At 61.5% G+C, this 22,492-nt stretch carries 25 protein-coding genes and 2 pseudogenes; 13 read left to right on the top strand and 14 right to left on the bottom strand.

Going from position 1 to position 22,492, the window contains the following annotated elements:
* The first annotated feature begins 163 nt into the window (after positions 1-163).
* Complete coding sequence (locus AC1D2O_RS20635; RefSeq protein ID WP_477650597.1) at positions 164-430, top strand: hypothetical protein; 267 nt, start codon at positions 164-166, stop codon at positions 428-430.
* A gap of 88 nt (positions 431-518) precedes the next feature.
* On the opposite strand, the gene AC1D2O_RS20630 is transcribed toward AC1D2O_RS20635, so the two are convergent.
* Positions 519-902, bottom strand: a complete 384-nt coding sequence (locus AC1D2O_RS20630; protein WP_478157822.1) for a LysR substrate-binding domain-containing protein — start codon at positions 900-902, stop codon at positions 519-521.
* Positions 899-1,147 (bottom strand): LysR substrate-binding domain-containing protein, encoded by a 249-nt coding sequence (locus AC1D2O_RS20625; protein ID WP_477650211.1) that lies wholly within the window; start codon positions 1,145-1,147, stop codon positions 899-901. Before AC1D2O_RS20625 ends, AC1D2O_RS20630 begins: the two co-directional genes overlap by 4 nt.
* Positions 1,148-1,164: 17 nt before the next feature.
* Between AC1D2O_RS20625 and AC1D2O_RS20620 the strand changes: the two genes are divergently transcribed.
* Entirely contained in the window at positions 1,165-1,863 is a 699-nt protein-coding gene (locus AC1D2O_RS20620) for a PIN domain-containing protein (RefSeq protein WP_477650209.1), read from the top strand.
* Here AC1D2O_RS20620 and AC1D2O_RS20615 read toward each other — a convergent pair.
* The 4 genes from AC1D2O_RS20615 to AC1D2O_RS20600 form a co-directional block, all read right to left on the bottom strand.
* A complete protein-coding gene (locus AC1D2O_RS20615) occupies positions 1,833-3,014 on the bottom strand; it encodes a hypothetical protein (RefSeq protein ID WP_478157821.1) in 1,182 nt (393 codons plus the stop codon). The genes AC1D2O_RS20620 and AC1D2O_RS20615 overlap by 31 nt on opposite strands.
* Positions 3,011-3,259: a hypothetical protein gene (locus AC1D2O_RS20610; RefSeq protein WP_477650207.1), complete on the bottom strand. Its 249-nt coding sequence runs from the start codon at positions 3,257-3,259 to the stop codon at positions 3,011-3,013. The genes AC1D2O_RS20615 and AC1D2O_RS20610 overlap by 4 nt, the downstream gene beginning before the upstream one ends.
* Before the next feature lie 97 nt (positions 3,260-3,356).
* The gene (locus AC1D2O_RS20605) at positions 3,357-4,361 is read right to left on the bottom strand and encodes a helix-turn-helix transcriptional regulator (protein ID WP_478157820.1); all 1,005 of its coding nucleotides are present in this window, start codon (positions 4,359-4,361) and stop codon (positions 3,357-3,359) included.
* Positions 4,362-4,446: 85 nt separating this feature from the next.
* Positions 4,447-5,340 carry a LysR substrate-binding domain-containing protein gene (locus AC1D2O_RS20600; protein WP_477650205.1) on the bottom strand — a complete coding sequence of 298 codons (894 nt, stop codon included), beginning with the start codon at positions 5,338-5,340 and terminating at the stop codon, positions 4,447-4,449.
* Positions 5,341-5,422: 82 nt separating this feature from the next.
* Here AC1D2O_RS20600 and AC1D2O_RS20595 point away from each other — a divergent pair, with 82 nt between their 5' ends.
* The 5 genes and pseudogenes from AC1D2O_RS20595 to AC1D2O_RS20575 all read left to right on the top strand — a co-directional run.
* Positions 5,423-6,331, top strand: coding sequence for an NAD(P)-dependent oxidoreductase (locus AC1D2O_RS20595; RefSeq protein ID WP_477650210.1), 909 nt, complete (start codon positions 5,423-5,425; stop codon positions 6,329-6,331).
* A 1-nt stretch (position 6,332) separates the two neighbouring features.
* Complete coding sequence (locus AC1D2O_RS20590) at positions 6,333-7,259, top strand: DMT family transporter (protein ID WP_477650204.1); 927 nt, start codon at positions 6,333-6,335, stop codon at positions 7,257-7,259.
* A gap of 57 nt (positions 7,260-7,316) precedes the next feature.
* On the top strand, positions 7,317-8,363 hold the full coding sequence (locus AC1D2O_RS20585; RefSeq protein ID WP_478157819.1) for a cupin domain-containing protein: 1,047 nt from the start codon (positions 7,317-7,319) through the stop codon (positions 8,361-8,363).
* A 59-nt stretch (positions 8,364-8,422) separates the two neighbouring features.
* Entirely contained in the window at positions 8,423-9,112 is a 690-nt protein-coding gene (locus AC1D2O_RS20580; RefSeq protein ID WP_477650353.1) for an iron-containing redox enzyme family protein, read from the top strand.
* 20 nt (positions 9,113-9,132) lie between these two features.
* Positions 9,133-9,357, top strand: a pseudogene (locus AC1D2O_RS20575) (DNA helicase II); the annotation flags it as partial.
* A 99-nt stretch (positions 9,358-9,456) separates the two neighbouring features.
* On the opposite strand, the gene AC1D2O_RS20570 reads toward AC1D2O_RS20575, so the two are convergent.
* Positions 9,457-11,553: an O-linked N-acetylglucosamine transferase family protein gene (locus AC1D2O_RS20570; protein WP_478157818.1), complete on the bottom strand. Its 2,097-nt coding sequence runs from the start codon at positions 11,551-11,553 to the stop codon at positions 9,457-9,459.
* Positions 11,554-11,788: 235 nt separating this feature from the next.
* Between AC1D2O_RS20570 and AC1D2O_RS20565 the strand changes: the two genes are divergently transcribed.
* From AC1D2O_RS20565 to AC1D2O_RS20545, 5 genes are all read left to right on the top strand, one after another.
* Positions 11,789-12,490: a glycosyltransferase family 32 protein gene (locus tag AC1D2O_RS20565; protein WP_478157817.1), complete on the top strand. Its 702-nt coding sequence runs from the start codon at positions 11,789-11,791 to the stop codon at positions 12,488-12,490.
* A 54-nt stretch (positions 12,491-12,544) separates the two neighbouring features.
* Positions 12,545-12,718 (top strand): hypothetical protein, encoded by a 174-nt coding sequence (locus AC1D2O_RS20560; protein ID WP_478157816.1) that lies wholly within the window; start codon positions 12,545-12,547, stop codon positions 12,716-12,718.
* A complete protein-coding gene (locus tag AC1D2O_RS20555; RefSeq protein WP_478157815.1) occupies positions 12,718-12,948 on the top strand; it encodes a hypothetical protein in 231 nt (76 codons plus the stop codon). The genes AC1D2O_RS20560 and AC1D2O_RS20555 overlap by 1 nt, the downstream gene beginning before the upstream one ends.
* 114 nt (positions 12,949-13,062) lie before the next feature.
* Positions 13,063-14,232 (top strand): hypothetical protein, encoded by a 1,170-nt coding sequence (locus AC1D2O_RS20550; RefSeq protein ID WP_478157814.1) that lies wholly within the window; start codon positions 13,063-13,065, stop codon positions 14,230-14,232.
* Between the two features lie 21 nt (positions 14,233-14,253).
* On the top strand, positions 14,254-14,886 hold the full coding sequence (locus AC1D2O_RS20545) for a PIN domain-containing protein (protein ID WP_477650737.1): 633 nt from the start codon (positions 14,254-14,256) through the stop codon (positions 14,884-14,886).
* Here AC1D2O_RS20545 and AC1D2O_RS20540 read toward each other — a convergent pair.
* From AC1D2O_RS20540 to AC1D2O_RS20520, 5 genes are all read right to left on the bottom strand, one after another.
* Positions 14,856-15,107 (bottom strand): hypothetical protein, encoded by a 252-nt coding sequence (locus tag AC1D2O_RS20540; RefSeq protein ID WP_478157813.1) that lies wholly within the window; start codon positions 15,105-15,107, stop codon positions 14,856-14,858. The genes AC1D2O_RS20545 and AC1D2O_RS20540 overlap by 31 nt on opposite strands.
* Positions 15,104-15,544 carry a hypothetical protein gene (locus tag AC1D2O_RS20535; protein WP_478157812.1) on the bottom strand — a complete coding sequence of 147 codons (441 nt, stop codon included), beginning with the start codon at positions 15,542-15,544 and terminating at the stop codon, positions 15,104-15,106. The genes AC1D2O_RS20540 and AC1D2O_RS20535 overlap by 4 nt, the downstream gene beginning before the upstream one ends.
* Before the next feature lie 274 nt (positions 15,545-15,818).
* The gene (locus AC1D2O_RS20530; protein ID WP_478157811.1) at positions 15,819-16,124 is read right to left on the bottom strand and encodes a hypothetical protein; all 306 of its coding nucleotides are present in this window, start codon (positions 16,122-16,124) and stop codon (positions 15,819-15,821) included.
* Positions 16,125-16,228: 104 nt separating this feature from the next.
* On the bottom strand, positions 16,229-16,825 hold the full coding sequence (locus tag AC1D2O_RS20525; protein WP_478157810.1) for a peptidoglycan recognition protein family protein: 597 nt from the start codon (positions 16,823-16,825) through the stop codon (positions 16,229-16,231).
* A gap of 12 nt (positions 16,826-16,837) precedes the next feature.
* Positions 16,838-17,320, bottom strand: coding sequence for an Hcp family type VI secretion system effector (locus AC1D2O_RS20520; RefSeq protein WP_478157809.1), 483 nt, complete (start codon positions 17,318-17,320; stop codon positions 16,838-16,840).
* A gap of 277 nt (positions 17,321-17,597) precedes the next feature.
* On the opposite strand from AC1D2O_RS20520, the pseudogene AC1D2O_RS20515 reads away from it, so the two are divergent.
* Positions 17,598-18,023 (top strand): annotated as a pseudogene (locus tag AC1D2O_RS20515) (hypothetical protein); the annotation flags it as partial.
* Between the two features lie 94 nt (positions 18,024-18,117).
* Here AC1D2O_RS20515 and AC1D2O_RS20510 read toward each other — a convergent pair.
* Together AC1D2O_RS20510 and AC1D2O_RS20505 are read right to left on the bottom strand one after the other, a co-directional pair.
* The gene (locus tag AC1D2O_RS20510; RefSeq protein WP_478157808.1) at positions 18,118-20,778 is read right to left on the bottom strand and encodes a galactose oxidase-like domain-containing protein; all 2,661 of its coding nucleotides are present in this window, start codon (positions 20,776-20,778) and stop codon (positions 18,118-18,120) included.
* A gap of 296 nt (positions 20,779-21,074) precedes the next feature.
* The gene (locus tag AC1D2O_RS20505) at positions 21,075-22,391 is read right to left on the bottom strand and encodes a M16 family metallopeptidase (protein ID WP_478093726.1); all 1,317 of its coding nucleotides are present in this window, start codon (positions 22,389-22,391) and stop codon (positions 21,075-21,077) included.
* Positions 22,392-22,492: the final 101 nt, after the last annotated feature.

Raw genomic sequence — 22,492 nt, 5'->3', positions numbered from 1 at the left:
TACTGACATCGCTGCCCAAGCCACTCTGCGCTAGCTACTCTTTCGGCTCCAAGGCGACCCCTCCCAGGTGGGCGCCGGGGACCACCGGGTCATCTATACGTCCGACCTAGCGCTTCCCACTCGATCTCCCCTAACATAGACGGATGACTCGAGGAGATCTTCGATGAATTCGAACGAGTTTGGCGCGTCCCCCATCGTTGCGGATGAAAGCAGCACGGTCGTCGACGACGAGGAGGTGATTTCCAGAACTCTGCCATCCGCACCGATGCCCCTGAGTGCAGGGCGACTGCAGGAGCAGGTCGATCACGTCCTGAACGTGATCCGCGGCTGCGTAATCAGACAACCCATTCGAGCGGTACTGGTCGCCGCCGCAGGGGGTGCGGCACTGACCGCGCTGCTGGGTGCCTGGATGCACCGCGACAACATTTGAGGTGGGACCGAAGATCGCTTCGAGTTGAGGTCGGATATTCACATTCGGCCAGGAACCGCCGCCCAATGCTGATGCACGGACGGCAGCGTCAGGTTTCGGACGGCCGCTTCGGTCGGTTGAAGCCATGAAGCTTGCGAAGCCGCTGGTCGAGACGATCGGAAAACAGGGCCGCCAGTTCATTTTCCGCTGACGAGCTCGCCTTGATCTCGGCGAAAGAGAATGCGATCGGTTGCGCCATGCGATGCAATGAACAGCCGAGCGCGGCTGCCGTGGCCGCCGAAAACGGGTCGAGAATGGTTGCGCCGTTTCCCTGAACCACGAAACCGATGACCGCAGTAGACCAACTGGCCTCGATCATCAATCGCCGGTGAATGTCCTCGTTCTTGAAGAGCGCGTCGACCTTCAGGCGCGTCGAGTTTGGCGAAGCGAGCGATACGAAGGGCTCGTCCGCCAGATCGCTCGCGGCGATCACGCGCTTTTGCCGCTTGGGATCCCGAGGCGGAAGCACATACACGCAATCGACCAGTGAGACTGGGGCGACGAACCTCGGTCGCGCGCGATCGGCGTCATCGCGTACCCGAGGTCGAACTGCCCCGTAGCAGAGAGTTCCACCACCTCGGGCGAGTTGTAGGTAAGCAGCGAGACGCTGACGTCGGGATGCTCATGGCGAAAGTCGGCAATGACGCCTTGCAGAAAGCCGGCCGTCAGTGACGGCATCGCCACGATGCGCAGCTGTGACCAAGACCTACCTGCTGATCGATCTGCAGAATCGACGGCCCGCGCCGGAGCGCGTGGCGTCGTGGATGGGTGCTGACGGCGAGGCCTGGATCTTCTTCGGCGAGCAAGAGATCAATGTGCTTCCCCAGTACCTGGAACTGGGCGAGCAGGTCTCCATCGTCGACATCTCCAGGCCCGGCAAGAACTCGCTCGACTTCCACCTGGTGCTCTATCTGGGCTACCTCGTTGGCAGACACGAGCCGAATGCGAGATTCATGATCGTCGCGGAAGACGGCGACTATGACCCAGCGATCGTGCATACCCGGTCGAAGGGGCGAAAGGTCGAGCGTGTGGAGAGTCTGGGTGCCGTGCCTGCGATCGTCGAACCGCCTTCGAAGTCGGTGAGCGTGCTACCGAAGCCCGCATCCGAGCCCACCGCTGGCAAGCCATCGGCTCCCATTCAGTCCGTACCGAAGACCAAGAAGCCGAGATCCGTGAGCTTCGTGTACGGCGAGATACTGAAGGACCTTCGGGAGGCGGGAAAGCCGAGAAACCTGGAAGCATTGAAGCGGCGAATGCAATGGCGCTTCGGACCGGAGCCGGCGCCTGACAAGGTGACTGCCGTGATGGCCAGGCTGGAGACAATGGACATCATCGAGGTCGTCGACGGCAAGCTGAACTACGTTCAAGCCGCAGTGGAGTCCGCAGCCGCCTGAGACCGCGCAGGAAAAACCCACGCCGCAGCACCGGCGATCCACCGAATCGGCGGAATCAGAAGCGTCACGCCGCGCAGCACGGGAAGGATCACCAGCATCGCGGCAAGCGCGATGCCCCACCAACCAGCCAGGATCGCCAACCAGGCCGGGATTCCGAGGAGATTTCCCACTGCGCCGAACACCCCGCTGAGGAGGCTGGGATGACGCACGACGAGGTAGACCGCTGCGACCTTGGCGCCGAGCTTCGCCACACGCGCGCCGACCTTCTCGCCGATCAGAACGCTGTGCCCCATCAGCGTCGTGCGGCGGCCAACGACTGCGGCTTCTTCGGCCACCTTGCCCGAAACCGCGGCCTTGCCAAGATACTTCACCGCCTTGGTCGCGCCAAAGACCGAAAGAACGTCGGCACCCGCCCAGGCAACGTCGGGCAGGGAAATGACATCGCCTTTGCGGTACTTGGATTCCAGATCGGTGATGCCACTCGCGAGCAGATCCTTGAGGACTTCGAGAACGCGGTCCGTCTGTACGCGGTGCGCCTGATTGTTTTTGTCGAAGACGAACTGCCCCAGGAAGCGATGACCATCCGCGCGAATGGTCTCGATCGCGGAAATGCCCCGAAGTCGAGGGCCATAGACTAGCTTCTCCGCGTCGCCCGGCTTGGCCGTCTTTTTTCCAAACAACTGGGTGACGGATTCCCAAGCAGCCAGCACCTTCGACTTTGCCCAGATGGTAGCCACGTCGTTGACCATGAAGTAGTCGATAACCGGTATCACAACTTCGCCATGCCTGAGCAGGACTTCCTGGAACTGCGCATCTCTGCCAAAGGCCTCGAGCACGCTGCGGGCACGGTCCTGATGCTTGACCAGCGCGAGCTCCAAATTGAGCGTGAGCTCGCGATCGCCGGCTGCCTCGACAATGATCTGCTTCAGCACCGGCGACTCGCGAGCGGCTTTGTACGCGGTCTCGGAGAATCCTCGCGCGGCCAGGATATCGATCAGTTGCTCTTCATAGCTCGCGGTGCCTGTCAAATAGGTGACGCCAGTCGACAAAACCAGGGCGATGGATGCCAATGCGCACCAACGGGTGAGGCGCGAAGCGGGTTGCGCCCCGACCGAAAGCTGGCTGCTAGAAGTAGTCTCGTTGACGCTCATTGGTTTTTGAGATTCTTGATGAAATAGAAGATTCGGACGAACACGGTCAAGGCTATCGTCGGAGAGAGCGCATCCTTCAATTGTGCGTGGTCGACAAGCACCAGCAGCGTGAGACAAATCACGTACTGGACCACAAAGGACCAGCACCAGGACGAGAGCCTGCCGCGAGGAAGGGCGGCCAACACGGCCTGGGCTATGTGCTGACTCGCGGCAAGCCCGCAGACGATGACGAAGAGTCCAAGCATCGAGGCTCCTGGGGTGGGGATGCCTGCGAGCTTAGATTTGCACCGCGACGAAATACGTCGCGCCATAGCGCCCGAGATGCCGATCTCCAACCCCACCTCAGTCCACGTAGCGCTTCGATGCTGTGGCCAGCAGCTCACCAATCTCGGACCGCAGTTCCGAAGGCGCGAGAACTTCGATGTCACCGCTCTTCGAAAGAATCCACCATCTGAGCTTCCAGCTGTAGGGCAGCGATGCTTTCAGCAGGTAGCCGCCTTCGGCGGGTTCGAGTTGTTGGCGGGCGTCGAGCTTGGCATCTGCCATCACTGCGCCGAGTTGCCGCGACACCCAGGCCTTGAGGCGAATGCGCCGTCCATCTCCGAACTGCAAGCCCCCCTCGTCGATGTACGCCTGCAACGAAAATCCTGGAGGAGACTTGGCCGGAGCATAGAGGCGGCGCGCCTCGCGAACACGATGCATCGCATAGAGGCGCGGCGATGCATGGCGGAAGGCGGTGGCGACCAGATAGGTCGTGGGGCCGCAGAGCACCAGGCCCAGCGGGTGGAGCGTCTGGGCTTTCGGAGCTTCGGCGTCGGGTCGGAGGTAGTCGACCTCGACCTGCTCGCTCGCCAGCAGTGCCTCTTGCACGACTCGCAACGCGGCTGCATCGATGGGGGCCGGAATGACCGTCAAGCCGGTGTTGACGACAGCCACCTTGCTGGGCCAGTCGCCTATCGGGTTGCTCGATCTTTGCGCGGCGAGCTTTGCCGCAGCCAGTTCGAATGTCGGCTTCAGTTGAAGCCTCACAGCGTCCGGAAGGATGGGCTGCAGATAGCGCTCGAGGAGATGCAAGGACAGCGCATCTGTGGTCGACAGGCCTAGCAGTCCGAAGGCGCCACCCTTCATCCAGTGCCAGTCATACGGTGCCGTCAGGCCATGGGTGATCGGGAACAGGCTGGCAAGCGCCTCAAGATCGCGTTCAACCGTCCGTTTGGTGATCAGATATCCGGCGCCGACAAGTTGCGCCTTGAGATCGGCTGCGCACTTGCCCGGTGCGTTTGACGGAAGGCATCTCAGAAGCTCCCACTGCCGGGCTATGGCGTTGCGGGGTGAATCAGCCGGCATGGATGTTTGAGAGATGAGGTGTCATTCCGCTGAGGCTACCAAGGCAGTTGCCGGCTTGATGTCGATGGAGTTGCTGCGCTCATTCTCAGGCCGGGCGCCCCTGTGACGGCTGCGGACTTCCGCCCTGGTCGAGCAAGACGGAGGACAACGCAAGAACATTCGCCTGAGGCGCCTCCTTTCGCCAGACAAGACAGGTCTTGGCATGACCGAATGTCGAGCGAAGCTTGTGGACGCTCAGGCGGTCGCGCTCCGCATAGATCTGAAGCACGCTGCGGGGCAATAGCGCGATACCCATGCCCACCGCGACGCACCCGAGAATGAGGTTGTACGACGCGACTTCGACGATGCGCCCGGGCGTCACGTGCCCGCGCGCAAACCAGTCTTCGAGTCGTTTGCGATGCGGGCACCCCTGATGAAAAGCGAGAATCGTTGTCGAAGAAAGGTCCCTCGGCGCCGAGATGGTGGCGTGCTTTGACTCGGCCACGATGACCAGTTCCTCGTTGTAGATCACTGTCGACGCCAGTCTGCGGTCCGCGATCGGCTCGGCGATGAGTGCCGCATCGAGTTCATCATCAAGAACCTGACGGGTCAGTTGCTGTGGGTCGCCGGAGTAGAGCTCCAGCGCGACCTCTGGATAGCACTCGTGAAAGCGACCGAGCGGTTCCGGCAGACGCACTGCAGCCGTGCTCTCCATGGCACCGAGCCGCAGCACCCCCGTTGGCCGATCCATCCGGACCGCGCTGGTGGCCTCGCTAGCCAGATCCAGGAGGCGGTCCGCATAGCTGGCGAGGATTCGGCCAGAGGGCGAGAGATGCATCTTTCGGCCCTCTCGCTGGAACAGTTCGACGCCCAACTTCTCTTCCAAAACCTGAATTCGCGCAGACACGCTCGACTGAGCGCGATGAAGCGCTTCGCCTGCGCGTGCCACACCGCCGGCCTCGATCACGGCCTTGAATACCTGCAGGTCAGACAGCTCCATACATCGCCCATTCCGAACTTTTCGTTCTCAATAAGTCGTTTTCGAGAAAGCGGGGTTTTACCTAAAGTGAGCGCAGGGCTTTATTAGATCCGCTAGAGCCTCAAAAGAAAGGTCGCACGTGAAAATTGGAATAATCGGCATCGGCGTGATGGGAGAACCCATGGCCAGAAATCTCCACAAGGCCGGGCATGACGTCGCCGTCTACAACCGGACGCCGAGCCGCTGCGATCCGCTGAGGTCGTTGGGCAGCCAGGTTGCAGACTCCGCTCGCCAAGCCATCGAGGCTTCCGAGGCCGTCATCCTCATGGTTCCTGGCCATACGGAAGTCGACCAGGCATTGCAGCGCACGCCACAGGGGGCCATCTTGGCACCGGTGAGGGGCAAGACCATCGTGTTGATGTCGACGGTCGCGCCCGCCTATTCGGCCGAACTTGCCAAGAACCTCGAGGCCGTCGGCGCGCGCTACGTCGAGGCTCCTGTCTCGGGTTCCAAGCAGCCAGCGGAGATGGCGCAACTGGTCATCCTGGCGTCGGCTGCAGAGGAAAGCCACATCGACGACGTTCAGTCGATCTTCGATGCCATCGGCAAGAGGACGGTGCGCTGCGGGCCAGTTCCGACCGCCATGCGAATGAAGCTCGCCAATCAGCTCCTGCTGATCGCATGCTTCGAGGCGATCTCCGAGGCAACGCACTTCGCGGCGGGCATAGGCCTCGACGTGCCGCTGTTCCTGGAGATGGCTCAGGCGGGGCCGCTTGCAAACGACGTGCTGCGTTCAAAGGTCGCCAAGCTGATCGCCGACGACTTCACCCAGCAGGCGCCCATTCGCCACGTGGCGAAGGACATCGGCCTGGTTTGCGAAGAGGCAGCTCAACGCGGAGTGTGGCTGCCGATCGCCACCGTCAATCATTCGTTGTTCGCCGAGGCCATGGCGGCCGGGCAAGCGCAAGACGATGCCATCGGAATCGTCAAGATTCTGCGCAAGGGAAGATGAAGTGGCTGCAGTTCCTATCTCGCTGGCCGGCTCCGCCAGCCGACGGGCCACAACCCTTGGGATCCTCTGTGGCCTGGCCGTTGCCCTGATCTGGTCGAGCTGGTCGGTCGCTACGCGATTCGCCGTCACCACCACTTTGGGGCCGCACGACGTGACCTTCCTGCGCTTCGGTGTTTCGGCACTGCTGCTGTGGCCGATTCTGATTCGAAACGGCCTTGGGATCGAAAAGATCGGCATCGTGAGACTGCTCGTGATGGTGCTCGGTGCTGGCGTGCCTTTCATGATGCTCGGGTCGGTGGGCATGCAGTTCGCGCCCGCGTCCCACGTCGCCACTCTCATGATCGGAACGATGCCGATCTGGGTTGCTGTGCTGTCCGGCCTCTTCTTCGGAGAGCGGTTCGCAAAGCAGCAGCTGGCAGGCATGGTGGTCGTTGTGGCGGGCGTCCTTTGCATCGGCGGCTATGCGCTGTTCGCGAACCGCGCAGCAGGCGAGTGGCGGGGCGACTTGTTGTTCCTGCTGGCCGGCCTCTGCTTTGCGAGTTTCACGATCGCCCAGCGCCGTGCCGGCGTGAGCCCGTGGCATGCGACCGCCTTGGTGAACGTGTGTTCGGCCGTCATGTTTGCGCCCGTCTACTTCATCTGGCTGAAACCCAACATCTTCTTGGCGCCTCCCGCGGCCGTGGCGTTCCAGGTGGTGGCGCAGGGGATCGCAGTGGCCATCTTGGGGATGTACTTCTACACGGAGGCCGTGCGCCGGCTGGGCGCGCCCAGGGCTGCGATTTTTGGCGCTCTGGCACCCGGCTTTGCTGTCTTGATCGGCATGCTCTTCTTGAAGGAAGTGCCAGCTTGGCTGACCCTCGTGGGTATTGCGCTGGTGATGGGTGGGGTCGCGCTCGTTGTGATGGGCGGACGACGAGAGCCAATTTGAATGGACGATGCGAAACACGCATGAAGCGAAGGAACTAGAAGACCAAGGGAGCCAACAATGGAATTTCTAGAAGAGCATGTGCAGTTGTTCGGCGAAAGAGTAACCAGCCTCGTAGAACCAAGTTCCCAGCTGCGATCGAGCCATGTGCTTCGAGCACTTGAAGCCGGCTGGACCAGCCCGCGAGACAGGGAATTTCTCATGCCCATACTGGCATGGGTTCATTCGGCCTTGTTAACTGCCCCTGGACGTTTGTCGCTGGGGCATGATGGAGAGAACTCTCCTGCATATGACGCCGTCTTCATCGGCGTGAAACAAGTAGAAAGGTACAAGGCCGCTCTGGAGTTGACGGGTGTTTCCGCAGCCGATGAGTTGCAGATGCCGTCGTTCGCCAAGCACTTCGTGAACTCGGTTCTGGCGCTGTACAAAGAAGCGCCTTCGCACACTGCGAGCTCCTTGGTGAAGCGCACCGTGCATCTGTCTGAAATTGCGCTCGATGCGGTCTTCCGCGCGTTGGCAAGGGTTGAGGATGCAGGCGACCTGTCGGCGGGTGCAGCCAGTCAGGATCTGGCCTCCGGGAACCGGGATGCAGATCCTGCAGCCCTTGAGACGTTGATGGTCTTGAATCGCGATTTTCACCATGACCTCCATACCGCCTTGCGCTTCAATCGCCTCAAGGCCTCCATGGATCGAATCCAATCTCGAAGAAGCCTCGAAACTGAATCGGAATCCCCTGTAGCGCTTTACCCAGGCATTGGCGAAATCATGCTGAACGAGATCGACGAGACGCGAAACATCGCATTCTCTGTCGAGCGCTACCCCTGCACGGCAGAAGTGCTGGATCCGCGTGTTGTGAGGATCCCGCCTGGAAAGTACAACAACAGGCACAAGCACGCGCACGAGACGCTTTTCTATTTCGTTTCGGGCACGGGAGAGATCCTCGTCGGCGAAACGTGGGTGCAGGTGAAGTCGGGCGACGCCGTGTTCTCTCCGAGGTGGGCGATCCACCAGACCCACAACACCGGCACAGAGGTGCTGGTGCTCCTTGCAATTACTGACTACTACCTCACGAATAAGGTCTACGTTGGAAAGTACGACAAGACTTGAGATTCGGAAGAGAGCGCGCACGCGCATCCATGCCTATAGGAAACAGGGACGAAATAATCATGCAGGACTTTTGGAAACTAGCTGACGAGAGCAAAATTGAAGCCGAATTTTTAGCGGATCGCAAGCTGCAAACCCTGGCCACGATGCCCTTGGAATCACTTCGGCGGATCTTTGTCCAGTATCGATACTTCACCATCTACTACATCTCGGACATGGCTCAACTGGTCCACCGCTTGCCCTTCGGCAAGCTTCGGAGCTTGCTTGCGGAGTTCTTGAGCGAAGAGCTCGGCGAAGGAAATTCTCAGGACGCCCACCCCAGTCTCTACGATTCGTTTCTTCTGAGCGTCGGCGCGAACCCGGAGGAGTTCGAGGCCATCCCGAGCAATGTAAAACTACTCGAGGAAATTAGCGAACTCATGGTCACCGAATCCTCGACTCAAGGCGTCGGTCTTCGCGGTCTGGGTGGGGAATGTCTCTGCCAGCTCTACCTCTCTGCAATGCACTCCCACTTCAGTCGGAATCCGGAAATAGTGAAGATCGCCGACGAGATCGATTGGCGCTTCTGGGAGATTCACATTGGCGAGGTCGATATTCAGCATCGGCTTCGGCTGCGGGCAGCCATTGACGAAGAGATCACCAAGTCGCCTGAGTGCGAACGGGAAATCCGCATCGGCTATGAGAAAAGCAAGGACGCATGGGATCAATTCTGGACGAATATTTTTGATGCAGAAGACGCTGTCACTGCATGAAAAAGGGGTGATTCCGGGATCTGCTGCTGTACGACGATGCCCAGAGCATCTACGACAAGCGGCGCGGCGGTAAGCCCTTCAGCTTCAAGAGCGGGGGCGTGCAGGTGCAGGGCCGCACCACCATCCTGAAGATCAACTACCGCAACACCCGCCAGATCCTGCAGGCCGCCAGCGCGATGGCGACCGAGCTGCTGCGCCCGCAGGAGAAGGACGACGACGGCATCCCGCTGCTGCACCCCGTGAGCTGGCGAATGCGGTGAGGCAGTGACTCGGACCGGACCCAACGAGGGCGAATCGCGTAGTCGGCTGCGGTTCGCTTCGACGTTCGGCCTGGCCGGGCCATTTCAAATCGGCAACGCTTCGATCCAAATGTGATCGGGCTCGAGTCCATTTCGCCTGCGCTCCGCCATAGCCTCATAGGCGGCCTCGATGTGGCGCGCGAAGCGCGGCGTGTCGAAGAGCGGCATCCGGTCGCGCTCCACGCGCAAGCGATCGCGCAGGCCTGCCCGTTCCTCCGGGTTGTTTGCGAGTCTCCGTGCCGCCGCCTCGTAGTCGGCCACGCTGTGCGTGACCAGCTCAGCCAGGCCGGCCGCATGCAGCAGGCTGGACGCCACGCGTGCAGGGAAGGTGCTCCCTTCCAAAGTCAGCACCGGCAGGCCAGCCCAGAGTGCATCGCTGCAAGTGGTGTGCGCATTGCAGTGGAAGGTATCGAGGAACAGGTCGGCATGGGCGTGGCGCGCCAGGTGATCGGCCAGCGGCGCTCGGCTTGCCCAGACGATGCGCTCGGACGCCACGCCGCGCGCCTGCGCCTCGGCGGCGATCTCGGCCTGCATGCGCTCGCTGCCCGCCAGCAGCCACAGCACACTGGAAGGCACATCGCGAAGCAGGCGCATCCAGACGTCGAATACGTCGGGCGTGAGCTTGAAGCTGTTGTTGAAACAGGCAAAGACGAAGCCTTCAGCCGGAAGGCCCATGGCTTCACGGGAAGGCAGGCTTTCTGCGATTCGCTTGGTGTTGTCGTTCGCCTGGTAGCTTTCGGGAAGCCGCACCACTTTCTCGGTGTAGAGCGCCTCCTCGCCGCTGCGTATCAGGCGCGGATCGGCGATGAGGTAGTCCATGTAGGTGCACCCCATCGTCCCGGGGAAGCCGAGGTAGTTGACCTGCAGCGGCGCCGCGCGATGGGCGAAGATGCCGGCCCGAAAACCCTGTGTGAAGCCGTTGAGATCGACTGCGATATCGATACCCGCCTCACGTGCCATGGCGGCGATCTCAGCGTCACTGTGATCGCCGACCTCGATGAAATGATCGAAGGCCTCGCTGACCCGGCGACCCAGTCCGTCGGCTTCGCCGCGGGCGAGCGAATAGCCGAACCACTCGAACCGAGTGTGATCGTGGCATTCGAAAAGCCGGACCATGAGCTGCGATGTCGCGTGGTTTCGGAAGTCGACGGAGAAGTAGGCAATGCGAAGCTTGCGGGTGGCGTCACCAGGCGGCGCATTCGCCGCTGCCGACTCGTCGTTGTCGCGCGCCGGATACCTGCTCTCGGCGAAGGTTCGCGCGCAGGCCAGCAGCGTCGCAGCATCCGCCGGTGTTCCCATCAACGAGAACGGGGTCGCGACGCGTTCGCCCTGCCCGACCCGCGCCAACAACCCCTGAGTGTCGCGTTCCCAGTCCTGCCAGATGCACTCGTGCATGCGCAGATGCAGCAGGTGGCCGGGCAGGTAGTCGCTGTCCGGAGCCACTTTCGCCAACGCCTCGTAAGCGGCCAGCGCCTCCGGATAGCGCCGCAGCGCGAGCAGGCTGGTGGCGTGATCCTCCAGAACGGCCACGTTGCCGGGGTCCAGGGCCAGCGCGCGGTCGTAGCTCTGCAGCGCTTCGAGCCCCCGGCCGAGGCGAGTGAGCACCGAGCCGCGATCGCTCCAGGCGGCGGCGCGATCCGGTTCCAGCGCCAGGGCGCGGTCGTAACAATCCAAGGCTTCGTTGAAATGCTCCAAACCGGTCAAGGCATTCGCGAGGTTGTGCAACAGCAATGGCGAACGCGGATTCTTGCGCTCGGCGCGGCGAAACGCGGCCACGGCGCGTTCGTCCTCGTGCAAAGCGGCATAGGCGACACCGAGTTCGTGCAGAGCTTCAAAGAAGTCGCCGCCTGCTTTGAGCGAGCGTTCGAATGAAGTTGTCGCCTCGCGCGCACGGCCGCTCTGGAGCTGCACACGACCGAGATAGAACAAGCACTCCGGCGAGCACTTGGACAGCTTGGCGGCCTTCGTCAGGTATTCCTCGCAAGCCTCCGTCTCGCCGCGGTTGCCGCAGATGTAGGCCAGCAGTTCGTAGGCCTTGGACGGAGGGTTCGGCTTGGCCAAGATCTGGCGCAGCAGCGGTTCTGCACTCTTTGTCTGGCCGGCGCGGAAGTAGCGCTCGGCCCAAGCGATCTGGGCGTCCATGGGGTCGCGAGTCTATGGCGATTCGATTTGAACGCCAAGCGTAGAATCACGCCACCTAGTCTGACCAGACTGCCGTGACCGCGTTTCACGGCAACGCCCTCGATGCCAAGCCATAGGATTCGCCGAAATCGCAGGTCCGTGGTCTGGGCAGCGCAGCCGAAAGTTCAGTGGTCCCAATCCAGCTTCTCGACGACGCATGCTTCAAAAACCATTGCTTACCCGGATACCCAGGATATTGCATCAGATCAATACCCAGGCCGCGCTTCCCGCGGAGCTGGCCCAGCACGTCCAGAAGCTTCAGGTACAGAACGTGGGCTGGCGACACGAGTTCTACGATGACAAGGCCTGCGTCGATTTCATCCGCAAGAACTACGACCCCCGGATCCAAAAGGCGTATGACAGGATCAATCCCCGGTACGGGGCTGCGCGGGCGGACTTTTTTCGCTACCTGTTGATCTACAGGGTAGGCGGCGTCTACCTGGACCTCAAAAGCGGCTTGACCAAGAGGCTCGACGACATCGTTTCAAGTCACGAGTATCTGCTGTCGCACTGGGACAATGGGCCGGATGGAACTCATCCAGGGTGGGGCGGGCACTTCTCGAACTTCCCGCAAGGCGAGTTTCAGAATTGGTATGTGGCCGCCGTCCCCCGCCACGTCTTTCTCAGAGCCGTCATCGAACACGTGTTGAACAACATCGAGAACTACACGGTCGAACGGTTCGGCGTAGGCGCCGAAGGGGTCTTCCACACGACCGGCCCGGTCGCCTACACCCTGGCCATCGCGCCTTTGCTCAAGAGCGCGAACTACCATCTGGAGAGGACGAACTACAAGATGGGATTCGTCTTCAATGCGCTGGGGCCTGAGTACAGGAGACTGGTGTACGGATCGCGGCCCCACTACTCGGCACTCGATGAACCGGTCGTCCTGCCGGGTTGAAGCCTGCTGCACCCGCAGGAGAACGGCGACGACGGCATCCCGCTGCTGCACCCCGTGAGCTGCGGCCGCGACGGCGCCGAGCCGATCGTCATCGACCTGCCGACCCCGCGCGAGCAGGCCGACCGCATCGCCGAGCTGATGGCCAGCGCCCACAACGAAGGCCATGCCTGGCTGCCGCACAAGGTGCGCAAGGGCACGCACGACTTCGACCCGCTGGCATCAAGGTGATGACCCTGCACGCGAGCAAGGGGCTGGAGTTTCCGGTGGTGGCGGTGTTGGGGGCGCGGCAGGCCGTGGCGGGCGACTTCGCGGTTGATCGTGGCGAATGCGGTGAGGCATTGACCGCCGAAGGCGTTCTAGTGCCGCGTAGCGGTTGCGAAACTGCAACGCAGAAGTGCCAACCATCGGCCAAATCGCTAAACTTTGCGCCGGTGCCCACCGTACTTGCACACGAGTAAAACAAGGCTCTCCCTCTTCTCAGTCATCAGCAATTTCCTTTTGGCGCTGCCGCGTCGAGGCTTTAAACGTGTGCGTTCGCTTCGTCGCGGTGTTGCCACCACGAAAGGATTGCCATGACTATCAAGAAGCTTGCATTTGAGGCGCAATGCGCCATCAAGGCGGCAGCGGGTTCTTCGTTCTCGCTCGGACACGTCTACCAGGCTCTGGCCGCGACGCTGGGTTTCGACTCGTACGCCGCGTTGTGCGCTAACCATGTCTTCGACGAAGACCCCGACTATCGCGTTCGCGCAAAGAAGCGATCCTTCGGCGACGCCGGCACACGAGCCCTTGAGCTCGGGCTCGCGCCGGAAGTGGCGCTCGTCGCTGCCGCGACGATCAGGCGCGCGGTCGAAGAAAGAGGAATCCGCGTGCGCCATCTCGACGACGTGGTGGCGTCGGCCCGAGAGGGCTACGGCTTCGTCAACGATTTCTATGCGAATCACGAGGGTGAGGAATTCGACGACGAGGATAGGGACGTAGATTTCGATCGGGCGCTTTGGGATGCTGACGCGTACTCGGCTGTTCTGCGAGAGAGCCTGGAGCGTGCCGCTGCCTCGGACGATCACCGCGCGCACTACGCGTTGGCCCTGTTGGCAAGCTCTGACGACGATGACTTCGACGATGAAGCGGAGGAGGGAAGTGCCCATTGGTACCGTGTCCAGCAAGAGGGGACGGTGCTTCATGGCGTGGAGAAAGAATGGGCCGACGCCTACGCGGCGGCCTTGCTTCGAAAGAAATCGCCGCGCAGCCCTGATCGAGTGGCCCAGCAGCATCTCGAACGAGCTGCCGAACTCGGCAACACCGACGCGCTGATGGATCTGGCAGAACAGAGAGAGGACGCGACCTACTTCCATCGGGCCGCCGAGGCGGGCGGCGATCCCCGCCGCCTCGTCGATCTTGCCTATCGCTTCGATCAGCCGAATGTCGAGTACTGGCTGACTCGTGCTGCCGAATCGGGCGACGGCTGGGCGATGCGCACGCTGATCGAGCAGTTCAATGACCACGATCTGCGGACATGCTGGAAATGGATCTACTTTGCGCAGCTGTTGGACGTCGATCTGATGAAGGACAACCTGAATGCCTATCACGATGGCGGCCTTTATGACGGCGAGCTCTACGACGACGACCAAGGAGGGCCTCTGTACGTCGATGGCATCGAGGGCGTCCGCCTCGAACCTCTTGAGCCGATCGAGGATGCGAAGGCACGTGAGGATGCGGCTGAGCTTTTCAGTCGCCTCGGTTGAAAGTTGCCCATGCGTGCGGCAATGAACAAGACCTATCTGCTGATCGATCTGCAGAACCGGAAGCCGTCGCCGGAGTGCGTGGCGTCGTGGATGGGTGCTGACGGCGAAGCCTGGATCTTCTTTGGCGAGCAAGAGATCAATGTGCTTCCGCAGTACCAGGAGTTGGGCGTGCAGGTATCCATCGTCGACATCTCCAGGCCCGGCAAGAATTCGCTCGATTTCCACCTCGTGCTGTATCTCGGCTACCTGGTTGGCAGGCGCGAGGGCAATGCTCGATTCCTGATCGTCGCCGGCGACGGCGACTATGACCCCGCGGTTGCGCATGCCCGATCGAAGGGGGTGGCGGTCGAGCGTGTGGACAGCCTGGATGTCGTTCCCGTGGCCATCGCACCCGCACTGAAGTGCGGACCCAAGGGCGGGAAGCAGAGGTCAGTGGAAATCGTTTGCGACGGCATGCTGAAGGACATTCGCGGCTCCAGCAGACCGCGCAACCTGGCAGCGTTGAAGACACGCATCCAGTCGCGCATCGGCCAGCAGCCGGAGCCCGACAAGGTGGCTTGCGTGATTGCCAAGCTGGAGACCATGGACGTGATCGAGGTCGTCGATGGCACCCTCAACTACGTTCAAGCCGCGGAGGAGTTCAAGGCCGGCTGAGATCGCTTGGGAAGAGCCCACGCCGCCGCGCCAGCGATCCAGCGAATCGGCGGGACGAAATCCCACGCGACCCCGTCGGGTGATTCGGGCGGTATGAGGTCCAGTTCCATGGGAAACGACGAAGAGCCCTGAGAAAGCCCTGCTTCACCGAAATTCAAAGAGCACTGGGCCTGCCCCGAGCGGGCGCGCAGCAGGAAATATTCCTTTCCGATTTCGGTCAACACTCCCCTTGATCGCTCAGTCCATAGGTGCATGCATATGGATCATGCCACTTGTTGTGCTTGTAATAGAGGCTCACAACACCGCCCCTATTAAAGGTAAAAAGCGCAGTTCCGCTGGAATACAAGATCCACTTTCCAAATGAGCCATCACTGAATTTCAATGAGCCTTCCGCGTAGCAAGAGCTGAAACGATCAGTCGTTAGGACGTAAGTTTCAACCGGATAGGCTCTGTTGAAGAATCTTATTACTTGGTCCTTTGTGGGCCTGAATCTCTTGCAGGCTCTTGCGGCATTTTCGTTTTTTATGGACTCAAGGTTCAATCCGACCGTGTCAATTTCTATACTTTTGACGGTCCTTGCATAGCTATGCCCCATGACCGTCAGTGCAAGAAGGATAAGCACTGATTTGATGGTCGATGCTCTGAATTTTTTTGCCATTTGGCGGGACTTCCCTCGCGTTCTTTCTCGCTATCTCGGGATGACGATATATTTCACTCATGGACACACTCAACGTCTCAAAAAGCTTGACGGCGATGTCGGTGATCACAACGGTTGCGCGCCATCACGCGCCCGGGGCTCAAGGTCCCCTTATTGCGCCTGATGGCCGTCGTGGCCGCGCTCGCCAAGGCGCCGCTTGCGGGGGCGGTCGCCAGAAATCAGCTGCGTTGATTGCGCTGCCACATGCGGTTTTTAGTGGCGCTTCGTTTTCAGGTCAGCACTCCCCCTCAGAGCAAAGGCCGTATGCGCCGGCAAAGGGATCATGCCATCTGTTGTATTTATATAGAAGGTCAACACTCTTCCCACGGTTCCATTCGATGACCGCAGTTCCGCCCGAATAGAGCCACCAATCGCCTTGATTGTTGTCGCTGAACTTGATTGTTCCCTTCGCATAGCAGGGCGAATACCGTTCGGTCGTCAACATGTAATGCTCAACCGGATATGCCCTGGAGAAAAAGCGTTTCACTTGGTTGGCGGTTGGCTTGAATTTCTTGCAGCCTTCGGCGGTGGATGAGTCCAACGTGAGCCCGCTGTCGATTATTTTTAACTTTGTAATGGTTCTTGATGCTGCAAAGTTTGAGAGCGAAATTCCCAAAAAAAGAACGCACCATAGACTGCGCTTTCCTACCATTGCGCGTTGCCCGCCTCTGTCTCGATCTTGTAAGAGACTTCTGGGTGTTTGAACACCTCTTGCATCGAAATATTCAATGTCTCCGACAATTCTTTAATCAGCCATTTTAATGAGAAATTCTGAGTGCCATTGATTTTCTCGTAAACCTCATTGCCTTTCATTCCCGATGACTGGCCCACTATCTCGATGCCTATCGAGTCGGCGTTGGAAGGGTATCTGTTGGGGTGAGATTTTTTGTGTTCATGTCGAGAAAGTAGCGTGTATTTATGGCGCAAACTATGCACCGTTTTGAATTCTGAGGGTGAGCATGTATGAGTTTCTAGGCAGCGTGACCTGAGCTTGCCTACATGTTCGGTGTATTTGTACAGCGATGCTGTTTGGTAAATAGTGCCATCTTTATCAATAAGAAAATGCGCTCCGTGGGCGCCTGCATCGTTATAGCTGTTGAACGTCGCTTGGGCAGTCGGCGAATCGGTTTGATGAACGACGATTCCATTTACTCGATCCATTTGTCGACGTTCGATCTTGGGAAAAATCTTGACCTTGATTCTTTCGGCATCAACATGGCCTGCTCTGGTGATGTAAAGCATTCTTGTCTCCGTTCACATTTCGCGATTCTGTTGAATGTCGTAGCCGGCTGATACCGTGCCCCCGGAACCGCCCTGCTGGTTCTGCATGACGTATTCCTGCTTCACGCGGGCAAAAGCGAGACTGACTACTTCTCGCGGGCGCGACATGGTCGCAGTGAGCGCTGGCGCGACCTTGGTGACGATCACATCGTCCATCGTGATCGTGAGGAACTCCAGCGGGGAGCCCCCGGCCTTTCTAACCACAAGGGTGGCCGTGTCGATGTGCTTGCCCGTCAGGCAATACTTGAGCAGATTGGGGCTCGCTCGATCCACGTAGTGGTCAAAGGTCAGGTCGCTGACGGTGGCCTTGCCTGCGCCGCCACCGCTGCCAGCGTGCATGGTGGATTGCTGGGTGATCTCCCACTCCCAATCCAAGACTTCGATTTCACCCTTATGGCTGGCATCTTGTGATTCACCAGTAATGCCGTTCACCTTCAGAAAAATATCTTGCGACATGTATTTTTGCTCCCTGAATGTCAGGCAAGCGACGTGCGCCTGACCCGCTCCACGGTATCGCATGGCAAGCGCAACCAGGCATTGAGGGCTGCATTTCCGGAACACTCTCCGACAAAACAAGACCTGTCTCGCATCGCCGCCCGAATCTTGGAACAATTGAGCGCGCGCTCTCATTCAGGAGAGTAGGGCTGACCTGAATTTGAGACCCTCAAGATTGCAGGACACCCCCTTTCGACGATGCGGATGAAGCCGCCACCGTCCCCGATTTCCTGCGCGTGCGCGCAGCCTCGGCGACGGCCACGGCGTGGCAGGCTCCGGCAAGACCATGATCCTCGGCTACCGCGCCAAGTACCTGGTCAAGGCCTTTGGCAAGTCGACGCGGTCAAGCCGCCGCATGATTCCCTCAGGCCAGTACCTGGCGGTGCTGGTCGACGAGGGCCACGACTTCGCGCCCGAATGGCTCAAGCTGGTCACGCAGATGGTCGACCCCCACACCAACAGCCTGCTGCTGTTGTACGACGATGCCCAGAGCATCTACGACAAGCGGCGCGGCGGTAGCAAGCCCTTCAGCTTCAAGAGCGTGGGCGTGCAGGCGCAGGGCCGCACCACCATCCTCAAGATCAACTACCGCAACACCCGCCAGATCCTGCAGGCCGCCAGCGCGATGGCGACCGAGCTGCTGCGCCCGCAGGAGAAGGACGACGTGCCTGCGAATGCCTGCAGAGCTTCCTGTCGCCTCGCTACCCCCTGAGAGGCATCGACGAATTTCACATCGAGGCGCCTGTCCGGGCTCGAACTCACGATGTGGCGACGCACCGCTTCACGACGAACGGCGCCGGGTCCGTGCCGAAGAAGGCGTTCGTGCAAGACACCGTCCCCGTGACTGTCYGCTGCACCCAGCGCGTATCGGCKCCGTAGCTGACSAYGGTSGCRGYCGCCACGGTGAAAGTACCTCCTTCGACGGCCAGMGTTGGCCCTGTGGGCGGAGGCGGTGCCGGCGGCGGCGGCGGCGGCGGAGTGCCTGCCGGCGCCACGCAGGATTTCAGCGTGCCCGGCGCCGGGTCCGYGCCGAAGAAGGCGTTCGTGCAGGACGCCGTCCCCGTGACTGTCTKCTGCACCCAGCGCGTATCGGCGCCGTAGCTGACGACGGTCGCAGTCGCCACSGTGAAGGTGCCCCCTTCCACGGCCAAGGTCACGCCGGGTGGTGGCGGGGTCGCAGTCCCGGTGTCCGCAACACAGGACTTGTAAACGAACGGTGCCGGGTCGGTGCCGAAGAACGCGTTGCTGCAGGTGCCGGTGCCGGTCACCATCTTCGTGATCCAGCGCAAACCGGCACCGTAGCTGACCAGCGTCGCGTTGGCCATGTTGAAGCTATTGCCCTCAGCGGCCACCGTCTTGTCGCTGGTCGGAGTCTGGGCCCCCAACGTGACGCCGGAAGCCAGGGGCGAAAGAACATAGCAGCCCTTGGCGATGCTCGGAGCCGGGTTGGCGCCGAAGAACTCGTTCCTGCAACTCACGGTGCCTGAGAAGGTCTTGGTCACCACGTCGCTGCCGCTGCCGTACTGAACGAGCATTGACGACGGCAGGATCAGCGATTGGCCTTGCTGCGCGATTTGGGTCCAACTGGAGTTCACGTTCAGGATCTTGGCAACCGAAGGCACGCCGGCACTGTCGATCACAAACAGCATGTAGTAACCGTTGGGAAGGGCGTTCGGGCTCTCGTTGAACTGGATGTTGACGTTCGTGTCGCCGGGCGCCTGCGTGAACGGCAGTTCCAGGAAACTCTGCCCGAAGTTGATCGAGTGCGTCACGGAGCCCGTATGCACTAGCGTGACGCGCTGGATCGGCAGGGACGACGCAACCGTGATTCCGACGCTGGAGCCCAGATTCACCTGGGCCGGCGCCGTGTTGATGATCGGGCGCGTAGCGGGTTGGCCGGTACTGTCGAACAGATAGGGCGGCGAATAGACCTCTGCATTGAGGTTCACGACGGGGCCGGGCGAGCCGCCGCCCGCCGATAGCACCGTGGCGTCGGGAAGCAGCAGCGCGTTCGAGTGGTATAGGCGCGGCTTCTGCGCCGCCGCGCCGACAGTCCACTGATTCGTGCCCGGATCCCAGATCATGGCTTTGAAGGCGGTGTCGACCAGTTGGTTGTCCGTCGCGGAGCCGCCGGTGACCAGCACCTTGCCGTCCGGCAGCACGGTTGCGGTGCCCCAGACGCGGTTCGCTCCCGGCCCTGTCACGGCCGTAGCCACGGGCGTGTCGCCGTTGACGTTGAGCACCACCGCGGTGCCGTCGTCCGCTATCAGGAGGACCTTGCCGCGGTCGTAGACGGCCCACGGCAACATCCAGTTGATCGTCTTCGGCAGCGTTCCGATCTGCGTCATGCTTTGCGTGCCGATGTCGATGCTGTACAGCTTGTCTGCACTGGCGACCAGCACCTTTCCATTCGGGGCCAGGAAGGCGCGCGGATATACAAAGTCGGCTGGCCAGCTCGTGATCCCCGCGAGGCGCGTCCAGCTGCCTGGCCCCTGCGCCGGCGTGTAGATCTCGGGGATGGGCGAGCCCGAGCCCGTGATGTCGACGCCGGCGAGCGTCAGCACCCGCCCGTTGGCCAGGGGGACTACCGTGGCGTACCAGCGCGCAAAAGACATCGGCGGACCGGCAGTGATCTGGTTGTTGGACGGATCGAAGAGATTGACGTCCGGCACTCCGAAGTTGACGCGGTTCGGGTCGACCCCCCGGCTGTCGCCACCGGCCAGCAGCACCCGTCCCGCAGGCAGCACCGTTTGCGCCGAGCAAAACATATCGGTGACGGGGGTGACCGTCTTCAGAAACAGGCTGTGCGCGTTGGTGGCCGGCGTCCACACGTCATAACACATGGCACCCTGACACAGAGCACCCTGCGCACCGCTCTGGTCGCTGCCATAGCTCATCACCTTGCCGTCGGGCGTCAACACCATATGGATGGCGTTGATCGGCCAGGTCGTGGACACCGACCATTGGCCGACGCTGTTGGGCGCGGGCGCGGGCGCGGGCGCGGGCGCGGGCGCGACGGCCGCTGCCCCGCTGGGCTGCACGCTGCCGTTCGTCGTGCTGGGCAGCAGCCTGCCGGTCGTGCTTCCGCGGTCGATGGGTGCCGGATGGTCTTTTTCGTTCGCTCTTTGCGCGGCGATCTCGGCGGGCGTCGTGACCTTGTGCAATGCGCTCTTCGGCGGGGGCGCTGGCTCGATGGGCGGCAACGGGGAGGCGGCTCCTGCCTCAGTGATCGACGCCGCGGCGGCGGGGGCGCCGGCTACCGCGCCGGTACCCGTAGCGGTCGCGGATTCTTGGGGGCCCGTACCGACAGCCGAGGTGCCGGTGACCCCGCTGCCGTCGCCTCCGCAAGCTGCCAATGCCAAGGGGACGCACACGGCAACCCATCTGAACTCAGGGAGATCGACCGGATGGGTGCGCATGGCATGACCTCAGACATGAGGACTTTAGAATTATCGCAATTGAGTCCGTCTTCGCGCATCAAGCGCCGATTCGTAAAACGATACAACTGAAACTTATTGTTCGTCGCCGCTGCGGCGGCTGATCGCGTCAAATCCCCTGTCGCTCGTCTCAATCCGTTTGCTTCAGCGCTCGCCGCAAGGCATCGCGCAGCTGCAGGATTGTTGCCAGCTCCGAGTAGGCTACGCCCGAGCGCCAGTGCCCGAATCCCCAATTCTGTGGGCGCGATGCCGTTCAGTTGCCCGCAGGCAGAACGGCGTCAGGCAGCCAGGCGCGCTGCCAGCTGCCGCGCGGTTCGCGCGCTGGCGCCCTTGCCGGTCATCGCCAGCGCCGGGGGGTTGGCCAGCATCCGCTCGAAGACCGCCCGCACTTCTTCCGCGCCGATGTCGTCGATCATCGCCATCGCTTCGGCCATCGGCGTCACGGTCCCGCTGGCGAAGAGTTCTTCGACGGCCTGCTCCATCGTTGCGTAGGTCCCTTCCGCTGCGCGCACGCGGGACACGATCAGCTGGTTCTTCGCCCGCTCCAGGTGCACCGGATCGATGGTGGTGGCCTGCGCACGCAGCAGGCCGCCCGTCGCCGTCACGAGCGCATCCAGCTTGTCCGGGGTCGTGACCGCATGCACCACGAAGTTGGCCCAGACGTCCCCGCTGTCCATCGTGGAATCGGCCGTGTAGGCCAGGCCGAGCCGCTCCCGGACGGTGTCGACCAGGGGCGCCGACATCCCGCCTCCAAACAGGTTGGCCGCCAGCGTTGCCGCAAGGCGCCAGCGCTGCTGCGACATCTCCTCCTGCCGCGCGGGCGCCAGCGGGTAGGCGATGTTCAGGAATACCTGCGACACCTGTGTGAAGCGCCGGGCCATGGCATGACCGACGAACTTCGCGGGCGCCGGCTGTCGCGACACGGGCAAGTCGGCCGACGCGGGCATCGCTGCAAAGAGTTCCCCGGCGAGCGCCACCCAGGCTTCGACGTCGAAGTTCCCGGCCGCCGCGACGACGGTCTTTTCCGCGACGTAGTGGGACTGCACGTGGCGGACCAGGTCGTTCCGGGTAAAGCCTTCGATGTTGCCGACGGTGCCGATCACCGGCATGCCCATCGGGTCGTCGCCCCAGATCGCGCGGTCGAGCAATTCGCTGGAGCTGTCCAGCGGATCCTCCTCGTACTCGATGGCCTCCTGGCGGATCACTTCCAGCTCGCGCTGCAGTTCACTGTCGGGAAATGTGCTGTTCAAGACGATGTCGGCCGTCATGCGCAGCAGCTGCTCCGCGTGCCGGCCCAGGCCGGTCATGAAGTAGCCGGTGGTGTCCTTGCCGGTGAACGCGTTGACGTCCGCTCCCAGCCGCTCCGCATCCATGTTGATGGCCTGAACGGAGCGGGTGGTGGTCCCCTTGAACGCCATGTGCTCCAGCACATGGCCGATGCCGTTGGTCACCGGCGTCTCGTCGCGGGAGCCGACACGCAGGTACACGCCCACACTGGCGCTCTGCACATGGGGAATGTGAATGGCGAGCAGCCTCACCCCGTTTGGAAGCGTGTGGAGGACCGTGGTGGTGCGCTCCGCCTGCAGTTGGACCATGGGTCAGCGGCCTTCCGGCTGTTGCAGCCTGACGCCGATGTCTGCCGAGATGCGCTTGCCTTGAGTCATGGGTGCATTGTCGCTGCGCCCGCAGGAGAAGG

This window comes from Variovorax sp. P1_G12, assembly GCF_056405555.1.
Note: the sequence above shows the minus strand (reverse complement) of the source record. Positions and strands in the feature narration are given on the sequence as shown.